Here is a 13,572-nt window from a genome sequence, read left to right on the forward strand (position 1 = left end):
ATATTTGAATGATAATTATTCTTTAATAATTTTTTTAGTTATAGTTTCTGCATCCGTTTTCAATTCGATAATGTAGATTCCATTGCTGAATGAAGAAAAATCTAAACTATTTTCTTCAGAATTTATTGTACCCGTTTGAATTAATTTTCCAGTTAAATCTAATATAGTATATTTTGATTTTGCAGGTGCTTTCAAGATTTTCACATAATTTTTTGTAATAGTGGGTGCAATTATTATTTCATTAGATTTAGATGTTTCTCCTAAGGCTAATAAACTAGTATACCCGGTGGTCATAATAGAATAATTTTGTGGAGCATTTAATCCTTCACTGTTCTTTAAAGTACCTTTATTAGTAATCTCAATTCTATATGTTCTACCTGAAACCGGAGCATCTATCACCACTTGTTCTACATTGTCTACAGTATTATCACCTTTAGTTGCTGGAGTCATTGGGCTATCCGCGTCTAGTTTCCATGGTTGGTAAACTGTATTAGTTACAGTATCAATAATTCTAACATCAAGATCGTTAACTAATCTAGATATTCTATTGTTATAGACATCGCTAATGTACTGGTCAGGAAAATTAAATTGAGGATCTAGCCAAGATATAGTTACTTTAAGCGGCTCGCTTCCAGAAGCAATAACAGTTTTTGTGTTGGTAGTACCACTTATCAATGTTTCATCATTAAAAACTATTGAATTATTTGATTTTGCAACTAGCAATTCTGCACCCTTTTTAGCATTGATGAATCCCCATCCAAAATGTGGATCTGGTCCTATATTTCCTGCTTCAGAAGCAGAGTGAATCATTAAGGTTTTTGCCGAAGCTGCATTAAGTTCTGCATTATTGAAGAGCTGCTTATTTATTTGCGTCCACAATCCAATGATACCAGTTACCACAGGTGCTGCGAAGGATGTACCACTGCCACCAGCATAAGAACTACTACCAGTAGCGTTTGTAGATGGATAATAAACATTGGTACCTACCGTTGAGATGTCTGGTTTAATACCACCATCATCTCTTGGTCCAGCACTGCTATATGAAGAACGTACTACATCACTTGAAGTTGTATATTTAAAATTATTGGTTGTAATAATGTCGGTTGCACCTACTACGATAATATTTTTTGCTAATGAACCAGGGCCAATACAATCATATCCTTGAGAACAATTATCAGAAGGTAATGTAGCAGTAGCTGGAAAAGGAACCCATGCACCATTTGCACTTCTATAATATTTAGGGGCAGTGCCACTTGTAGCATTTGGTCCCATACCAAAATAATTACCTGATGATTTAACGATGATATATGATGGATTGTTGGAAACTATCAAATCGTAATTATAGTCATTTGTACTATAAGTACCGTTGTAATCATAAATAATTCCATTTTGATAGCCACCATTCCAGTTGTATGCAGTTAAAGGATATGGAGCAGTTGAGCTATATGTCTCTGTCCATCCAGAATTCACACCATAAGAGTGGTTAGAAATTTTAGGTGCAGCTGTAAGAATTTTTTGAAATACTGTAGATGGGGAAGTTGCTCCCGGAAGAGTAGTTGTTGCAAACATATAACTATCCATTGTAGAATTCATGGCAACACCTTTTATGTTACCTACAGGTATGGGAGGTGTGCCAGATGTTAATGAAACACTTTTAGATCCAATAAATCCACCAACACCTGTTGCATGATCAGAATAAGACTGTATTGCATCCTCTAAATTGGTAATCCTATTAGGTAGGTTATTAAAAGCATTGTGTGCTTCAAAAATTCTTCCCCCGTCAAAAACTGTATATTTAATACCCTCTCCATTGAAAGCACCAGTTAGTCCATTAACTCCACCCGCGGTATTTAAGTTGTCTGCATTAGAGTTTGATACTTGTCTTAGATCATTTTCTTGAAAAAAATAAGGCAAATCAAATACAAAACCAGCAAGATTCTTTCTTTCCTCTTCAATTATTTTCAAGGTTTCAGCAGATTTATCTGCACCAAATCGTTTGGCAATATAAGCATCAAATTTTGCTGTATTTTCTTTGTTTTGTTTTGCAAATTCTTTGTTAAGAACATCATTACTTTGTGCATTTAAAAAGCCTATTGCTAATGTTCCTATTAAAAGTAAATGTTTTTTCATAATACTACGTAAACTATATATTAATTTATTTATTAGCAAATATATATAAAAAATATTATTTCATTAATTAATAATAGTAAGTATTCACTAAATTTACATTAATACACCAATTTTGGAACATTTAATTTCCAAATATTGTGAGGAAATTTAGTATAATAATATTCTGAAAAAAGTATTTCTTCTAAGTTACAATTTTAGACCATTCATATATCTCTTAAAATTATTTAATAAAAAAATTGAGTAACTTTACAACTTACTTTTTTTAAACCTTAAAACCATCCATGTACTTAGTATTTGATACAGAAACCACTGGTTTACCAAAGAATTTTAATGCTCCACTCTCAGACTCAGATAACTGGCCAAGAATGGTACAGATTGCTTGGCAGCTGCACGATGATAATGGTGTGCTGCTAGAGAATCAGGATTATATAATAAAGCCAGAAGGATATGATATTCCCTTCAACGCGGCAAGAATTCATGGTATTACCACGAAAATTGCCCAAGTAGAAGGACGAGATTTACAAGAGATCTTAGAAGAGTTTTCTAAAGTTCTAGAGCGTGTAAGGGTAGTCTCTGGTCATAATGTAGAGTTTGATTACAATATTGTAGGTGCCGAATTTTTCCGTAAAAATATGACGGATAATCTGCAAGAGAAACCCAAAGCGGATACGATGATTTTGGGAACCGACTATTGCAAACTAGGTGGTGGAAGAGGAGGAAGATACAAATCTCCGAAGCTAGAAGAATTATACGAAAAATTATACGGGTACAAATTTGATGAAGCACACAACGCAGCAGCCGATGTAAATGCGACAGCGCAAGTTTTCTTCGAAATGATGAGGATAGGCATTATCACATCAGAAATTTTGAAAACCTCAGAAGATCAGTTGGCTTATTTTCAAACGCTGTATCCTGATCCTATAAAGCCTTTTCCTATTATTGTAAGAAGGCAAGTTGCAGATTTTAATAATAAAAAAAAGAAAGCAGATGTAGGGAGTGTAGATGATGTAGATCTTGGACGCTATTTTAATTTTGACAATCATAGTGTTTTTTCAACGCTTACGGCTACTTCTAGTATTTCAGATCTTATCAAAAGAGCTACAGAAGATCGTTTTCCTGCTGTAGGTATGGTGGATCTTGGGAACATGATGGGTGCATTCAAATTTGTATCAGCTGTTGAATCTGCCAACTCCGATCGTGCGAAGAAGCATAAAGAATATGTAACCAAAAAGCAAGAAGCAGAAGAAAACGGAACCGAATTTACGGAAGAAGAACCTATTTCTGAGCCTTTAATCCCTGTGGTGGGTTGCGAATTTTATATTTCAGATCGTTATGAGCAAAAACAATTTACCAAAGATGATCCCGACAAAAGAACACAAGTTGTGCTTCTTGCCAAGGATTTTAATGGATACAAAAATTTAGCAAAGCTATCGAGTATAGGTTTCTTAAAAGGTTTCTATTTCGGAGTACCAAGAATTAGTAGAGAAGTTATTGCCGAATATAAGGAAGGTTTGATAGCGCTTACCTCTGGTGTTAATGGAGATATCCCAGAAGCCATCCTAAATACAGGTGAGCAGAAAGGGGAAGAACTTTTCAAGTGGTGGAAAGATACATTTCAAGACGATTTTTATGTTCAAATTCAAAATCATCAACTGCCAGAAGAAGAGCACTTGAATGATGTTTTGTTGCACTTTGCGGATAAGTATGATGTTAAAATTTTAGCCCAAAATGAGACCTACTATACTCATAAAAACGATTCTAATATTCAAGATATCGTTAGTTGTATCAAAGATGGCGAAAAGCAATCTACACCCGTTGGAAAAGGCTTTGGAAAAAGACGCGGACTAGCTACTACAGAATATTACATTAAAAATAGTCAAGAACTAAAAGAAACATTTTTAGCCTATCCAGATGCGTTTGAAGCCTATGAAGAATTTTTGCCAAAATTCAGTCCCTACACTTTAAAGAGAGATGTTCTCTTGCCGAAATTTGATATTCCGGAAAAGTTTCTCCATGCTGAGGATGAACTAGATGGCGGCAAAAGGGGAGAGATGGCTTACCTTACGCACCTTACTTATGAAGGAGCTAGGAAAAGATATACAGAAACCGGAATTACAGACGAAATTAAAGAACGCTTGGATTTCGAGTTGGATGTAATTGCCAATACGGGGTATCCAGGATATTTCCTTATTGTACAAGATTTCTGTAATGAGGCGCGAAATATGGGAGTTTGGGTTGGACCTGGACGTGGATCTGCAGCAGGATCTGCAGTTGCTTACTGTATTGGAATTACCAACGTTGATCCCATTAAATACGATTTGCTATTTGAGCGTTTTCTTAATCCTGAAAGGGTTTCTATGCCCGATATTGATATCGATTTTGATGATGAAGGTCGTGATAAAGTTATCAAATGGGTGATTGACAAATACGGAAGAAACCAAGTTGCTCAGATTATCACCTATTCTGTGTTGGGTGGTAAGTCTGCGATAAAAGATGCAGGACGTGTATTAGATTTATCAATTCCGGAAACAATTAATATTACAAAACTTATTCCACCCGCGCCAGGGATGAATATTGCTAAAGCTTTGTCCAAATATGATAAATTAAAACCCGAAGACCAACAATTGGTGGACGAGATGAAGTTTATCCTTAATAATAACGACGATCCACGCTTTGATGTACTTGCGAGTGCACAAAAGATGGAGGGTTGTATACGAAATACAGGAATACATGCTTGTGGAGTTATTATAACACCGGAAGATGTAAGTAATTTGGTACCAGTAACTATTGCTGCGAAAGATGCCGATATTCTGGTTTCTCAATTTGATAACTCGGTGGCAGAAAGTGCAGGACTTCTAAAGATGGACTTTTTAGGACTTCGTACGCTTACCATTATCAAAGATGCGGTAAGGTTGATCAAGCAAAGACATGGAGTAGACATTAACCCGGACGATTTACCTTTAGACGATGTAAAAACGTATCAACTCTTCAAGGAAGGTAGGACTATTGGGATTTTCCAGTATGAAAGTCCAGGCATGCAAAAATATATGAGAGAGCTGAAACCTACTGTTTTTGCCGACCTTATTGCCATGAATGCCTTGTACCGTCCAGGACCAATAAAGTACATTCCGAATTTTATTAATAGAAAACATGGTATTGAAGAAATAGTTTATGACCTTGAAGAAACAGAAGAATACCTAAAAGAAACCTACGGAATTACCGTTTACCAAGAGCAAGTAATGCTTTTGTCTCAAAAATTAGCCAACTTTACAAAAGGGGAGGCAGATACACTGAGAAAGGCAATGGGTAAAAAACAGATTGATGTTTTGAATAAGATGTACCCAAAATTCATAGAAGGAGGAAGGAAAAATAATCTGGCAGAAGGTCCTTTAGAAAAAATATGGAATGACTGGAAAGCGTTTGCAGAATATGCCTTCAACAAATCTCACTCTACTTGCTACGCACTTATTGCTTATCATACGGCTTATCTAAAAGCCAATTATCCAGCAGAGTATATGGCGAGTGTAATGAGTAATAACATTAACAATACCGCGCAGATAACACTCTTCATGGAGGATTGCAAATCTATGGGTGTTGATGTATTAGGACCCGATGTGAATGAATCTCAGTATAAGTTTTCTGTAAATGACAAAGGGCAAATTCGTTTTGGCTTGGGGGCAATCAAAGGAATTGGTGAAGGGCCAAGTGAAGCCATTAATAAAGAAAGAGAAAATGGAAGGTTCAAAAATTTGTATGACTTTTTAGAAAGAATACCTTCTTCTCAGATGAACAAAAGAGTAGCAGAAAGTTTGGTGATTGCAGGTGCTTTTGATGAGCTCGCTCCATTCCATAGAGGACAATATTTTGATATAGATCCATCCGGGAAAACCAACATTGAAAGGCTATTGAGATACGGACAAAGCTTCCAAGAAAGTAAAAATGAAGTAGAAAATTCGCTGTTTGCAGATTTTGCGGATGAGATAAAAATAGAACAACCCAAGCTGGCGCCTTGCCCAGAGTGGCCCAATATGTATAAACTGAATAAAGAAAAAGAAATTATTGGTTTCTATCTTTCGGCTCATCCGTTGGATGAATTCAAATACCACTTTCAGTTTATCCAGGGACAATTAAGTAAAAAATCTGTTCTAGAGAAGGGATTAGAAAATACAATCCATGCTGATGTTGCACCCATTTTGGAGATAGATATTCCGGATGAGGTTTCAGAAAGTGTAGATATTGTTTCGGATGATATTATTGCAGGTGAAGATGAAATTATAGAAGAATCTTTGAAGAAAGCAGAGCCAAAAGGTCACTTCTCTTTCCTTAATTTGGATGAGGTAGATGCTTACAAGGAGCAGGCATTTGCTAACACTTCCACAGAATTATTTGAGGAAAAGAAGAAGGATTGGAAAACACTTCAAAAAGAAAGAGAAAATGGGGGTTCAGGCAAAGAATTTACAGTGGCGGGTCTCATCACCGAATACAGAGTACAAGATGGATTCAAAAGTGGTGAAAAAGTGGCTTTTTTAATGCTTGAGGATTACTCAGGATCTTACTCTTTCAGATTGGGAGATCGAGATTATATGCGCCTAAAAGAGAAGTTGGAGGTGCAACGTTTTGTTATCTTGAAGATTAAATTTGCACAGGTAAAAGATGGTAGAGTTTTCGTGAACGTGACGGATGTTATAGAGCTTCAGGAAGCGTTTGATAAATTTGCCAAAAGTATCTCTTTGGTGATGGATGTAATGGATTTTCGTAAGGAAGACCTCAATTTCCTTGAAAATGTTTTTGAACAAAATAAAGGAGATAAAAAATTTAAAGTTTACATTAAAAACGATGAGGACGAAAAGCATATTGAACTACAATCTACAAAATATACTGTAGATCTGAATGGAGATTTGATTCAAGAAATTGCTTTGCTCAATAAATATGAGTTTTATTTAAACTAAATCCTAAAAAAATAGAAATTAAGATTGTAGAAGTGGCTTTGGTCACTTTTTTTATTTATAAATCATTGGAGATTAATAATCTGATGTCTTAGATAGATGAAAGTTTTTTATTCTAAATGTCAACTATAATAGAAATAATAATTACTGCATTCTAATTATTAAAATTTTATTAAAATTTCTTAATAAATAAATCTTATATAAATAAAAGTGCGATAATAATGATAAATATTCATTAAATAATATTTTGTGTTATTATATTTATTAATTTAGTAGCCATTCTAAATCAATTATATATGAATTATCTTTCTCATTTAAAAAATGTGATGAATTGTAGAAAAAGATATGCTGTACTCGCATTATCTTTATTCGTTACAAGTACATCAATGGCTCAAACAGTGTCGAGTTATTCTTTTACACAAGCAGTTGGTAATTATGTACCAATTACGGGTGGTACCAATATGGAACTGTTACCATCTGCTACAAGTGGCTTTGATAGCCATTATTTTCATAATAGTACAGGAGGAATTAATGGGACTACAAGCTCTGGAACTTTCAATGCTTTTCCTATCGGATTCAATTTTACTTATAAAGGAACTATATACGATGGATTCTTTATAGGTACCGATGGATATATAAGACTTGGTTCTATTGCGGGTTCCGCAACTGCCGGTACTGGTTCATCACCTATCTCATCATCAGCTGCCAATACAAATGATGTTATTTCTGCATTTGGGTTAGATTTAGTTGGAGGTTTTAGAGCTGCTAATGCTACACGTACTATTAGTAGCCCCACTTTTACTCTTACGGGTACGAGTACAGGGTTGGCAAGTAACATTACGGCAGGTATGCGTATTGTGGGATCTGAAATACCTGCAGGTACTACAGTAGTTGCGGTAAATGGTAATGTAATCACTATGTCTGCAAATGCAACAGCTAGCAGTACTTCTGCAACAGCGTATTTTGTGGCAAATGATAATATTTCTTATGCAACATCTGGGAATGTCGGATCACGTGTACTAACGGTACAATGGAAAAATTCTAGCAGATATGGTGGTAGTGGAGATGTGCTGAATTTTCAAATAAAACTATTTGAAGGAACTAATGCTATACAAACAGTTTATAATAATATTGCCTCTTCGCAGGTAACTACTGCAAGTACTGTACAGGTAGGACTAAAAGGTGCTCTAAGTCCAGTAGATTATAATAATCGAACAGGAACTACTACTACAAACTGGTCTTCATCTACCTCAGGTACAAGTAATACAGCAACCTTGTCATTTAAAGGAGCGGCGGCTACAGGTGGTATGATGGTGCCCGAGACGGGTCTTACTTATACTTGGACACCACCAAGTCCATGCGCAGGAACTCCAACTTCTGGTACCATTACGCCATCTACACAATCTATGATTAATGGTCAAACTCCTGCTCAGTTGATGCTTTCAGGTTATAGTGGAGGAGTATCAGGTATTACTTTCCAATGGCAAGAATCTTCTGATAATACAACTTGGACAAATGTTGCAGCAGGTACAGGTGCTACTACGTCTAGTTATACCCCAATTCCTTTTGCGGGTGCTACAGTTTATTACAGATGTGTTGTTACATGTTCTGCGAGTTCATTATCTACAAATTCAGCATCTGTTGTGATTAATCCGTGCGGGCTAGTTGCAGACTTTACACAGGATTTTGATTCTATAACTCCTGCAGCACTACCATCGTGCTGGGCGAAAGTTGGAACTACTGGTACTGCATATACACAAGCAAGTACTGCAATGAGTGGTCCGAATGTTCTTTATATTTATTCATCTACTGCAACGAATATTGCGATGGTTTCAATGTCACCATTGTCAACACTGCAATCTGGAGCATATAAGTTGAAGTTTAAAGCAAGATCAAATTCTACCATAGGGGGTATAGTTGAGGTGGGCTATCTTACAAACCCAAATGATCAAACTACATTTACTTCTCTCGGTTCATTTACTACCACTAGTACTACTGTACCGAATGATTTTTTTATAAATAACATAACGGCTCCAGCAGGTGTAACAATCTTGGCATTTAAACATACTGGGTCACCAGCCAACGGTTTATTTATAGATGATGTTGTTTATGAACTGATGCCTACTTGTGTAGAGCCAACTGCAGTATCAGTTGCAACTTCTACTATTACTCCTTCGGGAGCTACAGTATCTTGGACTTCACCAAATACGGTTCCTGCAAATGGATACCAAGTATACTACAGTACATCTAGTACAGCACCTACGGCGACAACCGTTTTGGATGCTACCAATTCTATGTCTTCTTCTACTACTTCAGCATCAATTAATGGGTTATTACCATCTACTAAATATTACACTTGGGTAAGATCTGTATGTGTAGGCAACGATAGAAGTATTTGGAGCGAAAATTTTGCTACTTTTACTACATTATGTTCTCCGCCTACAATAATTACCGCGACAGGAAATTCATTTTGTCCAGGTAACGTCACCACCCTTAATGCAACTACTGCAGCAGGAGCAAATATCAATTGGTATGACGCTTCTACTGGGGGTGTTCCAATAGCAACTGGAAACGTTTTTACTACGCCAGTTCTTTCTAGTACAACAAATTATTATGCTTCAGCTTATACAGGAACAAACGCTAATGTAGGTTTGGTCAACGCAATGTCTAGCGCTGGATATGGTTTATCTGCAGGTCTGTTTTTTGATGCAATTACTGATTTTAACCTAGAGGGTGTATATGTATATCCCGTAGGTACAGGAGCGGGTACAGTTACAATTCAATTACAAAATGGTAACGTTTCTCCAGCAACAATGCTTCAAACAATTACTGTTAATTTAACAGGTACTGCAACTCCTACAAAAACATTTATTCCATTAAATTTTGCGATCACTCCTGGAACAAATTATAAATTGATGATGACAACGAAATCAGGAAATATTTCTGAGCTTATACGTGAATCTGGAACTTCATGGGGGGCTTACCCAATGAGTATTCCAGGAGTTATGTCTATTACAGGTGGTAATTTGAGTGGTAATTCTGTAAGTACTTCATATTATTATTTCTACGATTGGAAAGTAGTTACAGGTTGTGAATCTGCAAGACAACTGGTTACTGCTACAGCAGATCCTGCTCTTTGCTTAGGAACTTCTGAATCAGAATTAAATAAAAATACGATTACCGTATATCCGAATCCTTTTGCAGATGTTCTTACTATATCTGATGTTTCAAATGTGAAATCTGTTTCTATTATTGACATTGCTGGAAGATTAGTTAAATCAATTGATAATCCATCTTCTCAACTTCAGTTATCTGAATTGAAATCTGGAATGTTTATGATTGTTTTAAACATGAAAGACGGATCCAAACAAACTATTAAGGCTATAAAAAAATAATATTTTTTAGAAATTTGGTAGGAAACGGCAACTAAGTACAGTTGCCGTTTCTTTTTTGAATAATAAAATTAATATTATTGGTGCCTAGCTTAAAGACCCCTAGGGATTATTAAACATAAAATTTATCGGTATTTTATATTTACCATCTGTCTTTTTTTTCCATTGCAAAACCTTATATGTTATAGTTTAAATCTTGCTGATATATTGGTCGAAATTTTATGGAAAAATGCTAGAACATTATGACTAAGGTCGGATGATTTTAATGTTGATAAATATGTAGTTGTTTTGCTTTAAAATGAAAAGACTTAAGTTATACGAGAAATAATTTTAGCCTTTGAACTCTGAAGTATGTAGTTTTACCCATCCGATCCTGTTCATGCTTGACTGTTTGCTTTTTTAAAACTTATATAAATTGGGCCATGAGCCATTGAAAAATGCTTGGATTATGAACCTTTCATGTAACGTTTTTGTTTATGATCTTCTTTTAACACAAGCTTCCTCTTGACCCTAAATACTCTGTTCATTTCCGATAAGGGTATGGATAAAATTATTCGATACAGCGGATAAGAAACGATGCGTAGGTGAATACAAGGAGTTTTATTTTGTCCAACACAAAAATTTTAAATAAGAATACCAATTTATCCCCAGTGATGCAAAATTGTGTTAGAAAGTGATTGCTTCTTGAACTTAATAGTAGAACTGAATTATACAATGCTAATTGAATGTCACCAAAGATATAGTTCGTAACACTTACAATGGTAACATCCCAAGCACACAAACGCTACAACGAATTTTAAAAGGCAGTAAACCATCGCCTTGAGATTGATTCTAGAGTTGTAAACGATTTTTAAATTAAAAAGCTTGGAATATTTTATTAAAATTTAATTCCACTTTACACCAAATTTTTTATGCAAAAAAAGAAACGATAGGGAGAATAACAACAGCATTCACGAAACTTTTACCAAATATATGGGCAAGGGAAAGCACATAAAACCTATAAATTTGGAAATAAGGCAGGACTTATAACCAGTACTAGTGAGGGAAGAAAATTATGTTTAATAAAAAAGCCGATTTACTAATTTCTATAAAAATCACATCTTAAATCTACTTTTGGAATCTTTAGAAAATGATGGAAATATTAGTGAAGGATACTACTTATTTATGTTCTCAACATTGTATTGCTAAATATATTTTTTAACAATAAATTTTAAAAGATTTCATTTTTAGGCGAGCCTACAAATTTAAAATTTGGAAAATTTAAAAAATTAAATTTGATATTCAGAATCTTAAATTATATAAATACAATTTTCATGGATTGTAATGTGGTAGTACAAATTTCGAAGGCATAAAATAAATTTTATTTATTAGCATAAGTAAAATTGTCACTTTTTTCATATTTTACAATAATTTATGAAAAAATAACAATTTTTTTTCAAGATTTAATGTAATTTAGTAACACAAATTTATTAAATATTAAGAATATGAAAAAAATTCTATTTACAAGCTGCATTTTACTTTTTGCAAACGCTTTCGCACAAACTTATTGTATCCCAGAGTTTGATGATGGATGTGATGGTGGAGATTTGATAGACAATTTTCAAATGACAACCGCCAATTTTAATCATCAAGGCTCGGGCTGCTCTACTGGATCTTATGGAGATTTTACAAATCAATTTATAATTTTGAGTCCTGGCCTAACCTATCCATTTACCATAACTCATGATTATGGTAGTCAACATGTAAAAATATGGATAGATTTTAATAATGATGGCTCCTTTGATGGAGCTACAGAAACGATGTCTACGACACAAAGTATAAATTTGAATGGAGTAGATACTAGCAGTGGTAATATAATTGTGCCTTCATCAGTGCCAGTAGGAAATTACAGAATGAGGGTAGCAACAAGATTCTTTAATGATCCCATTCCATGTAATATACTCGGTTATGGGGAAGCGCATGATTATATGATAACTATTGGAGCACCTCCTACATGTTTAGCACCTTCTAATACAAATGTAAGTGCTATCACTACTACCTCTGCAACTCTCAATTGGACCGCTCCTACTAGCACAGTTGGTCTAGGTTATGAATATTACCTTTCTACTACTAATTCTGCTCCTCCAGTGTCAGCAGTTCCAACAGGAAATATGCCAGCAACATCTACTTCTAAAAATATCACAGGCTTACAACCTTCTACCAGTTATTATGCGTGGGTTAGAACCCTCTGTACCAGTACAGATAAAAGTGCGTGGATGTCTTATCCCAAATTTAATACCCTCTGTGGCGCTGTAGTGCCATCTTATACGAACGATTTTTCTACCTTCCCTGGAAATTGCTGGTCCCAAGCATTAGGAGGTTCAGTAGCTTCTGGATCCACTACGGCTGGGTCTAATTGGCATGCAGATGGCTTTTTAAATTCGGGTTCTACAGGTGCTGCTAAAATAAATTTATATTCACTTTCGAGTACTGAAGAAGTGGGGTGGCTAAAAACAAATGCATTTAATTTATCAGCAGGTGGATATAGAGTAAAATTCGATTACGGAGTGACAGATTATAGTAATTCAGACCCATCAGCAATGGGGTCAGATGATTATGTACAATTTGTAGTTTCGTCTGATGGGGGCACTACTTGGAATGTACTACAAACATGGAATACTTCAAATAGTCCAAGTAATACTTCTAGCACATATATTTTGGATTTACCAACGTATACTAGTGCAAATACAGTATTTGCTTTTATTGGTAGTAATGGTGTTGCCGTAGATCCGGAAGATTATGAATTCTTTATAGATAATTTCATAGTAGAGTCCGCTAACCTTTCAACTACAGAAGTACCTAATTCTAAAAATAATCTCAAAGCTTATCCAAATCCATTTGCTGATGTTCTTACAATTTCAGACGCTACAAAGGTGAAATCAGTTTCTGTTATTGATATTGCTGGAAGAGTGGTAAAAACGATAGATAATCCATCTTCTCAACTTCAGTTATCTGAATTGAAATCTGGAATGTATATGATTGTTCTTATTATGAATGATGGTTCTAAACAAACCATTAAGGCTATAAAAAAATAAAATGCTTTAATTGTATAAAACTACGGAAGG

4 protein-coding genes are annotated in these 13,572 nt (G+C 35.0%); 3 read left to right on the forward strand and 1 reads right to left on the reverse strand.

The window, feature by feature from the left end:
* Positions 1-15 precede the first annotated feature (15 nt).
* Complete coding sequence (locus ACKI42_RS03990) at positions 16-2,130, reverse strand: S8 family peptidase (protein ID WP_407402685.1); 2,115 nt, start codon at positions 2,128-2,130, stop codon at positions 16-18.
* A 281-nt stretch (positions 2,131-2,411) separates the two neighbouring features.
* On the opposite strand from ACKI42_RS03990, the gene dnaE reads away from it, so the two are divergent.
* The 3 genes from dnaE (at position 2,412) to ACKI42_RS04005 (ending at position 13,542) form a co-directional block, all read left to right on the forward strand.
* Entirely contained in the window at positions 2,412-7,079 is a 4,668-nt protein-coding gene (dnaE, locus tag ACKI42_RS03995; RefSeq protein WP_407402687.1) for a DNA polymerase III subunit alpha, read from the forward strand.
* Positions 7,080-7,402: 323 nt separating this feature from the next.
* A complete protein-coding gene (locus tag ACKI42_RS04000) occupies positions 7,403-10,471 on the forward strand; it encodes a T9SS type A sorting domain-containing protein (RefSeq protein WP_407402689.1) in 3,069 nt (1,022 codons plus the stop codon).
* A 1,481-nt stretch (positions 10,472-11,952) separates the two neighbouring features.
* A complete protein-coding gene (locus tag ACKI42_RS04005; protein ID WP_407402691.1) occupies positions 11,953-13,542 on the forward strand; it encodes a GEVED domain-containing protein in 1,590 nt (529 codons plus the stop codon).
* Positions 13,543-13,572: the final 30 nt, after the last annotated feature.

This window comes from Chryseobacterium sp., assembly GCF_045629545.1.
GTDB lineage: Bacteria > Bacteroidota > Bacteroidia > Flavobacteriales > Weeksellaceae > Chryseobacterium.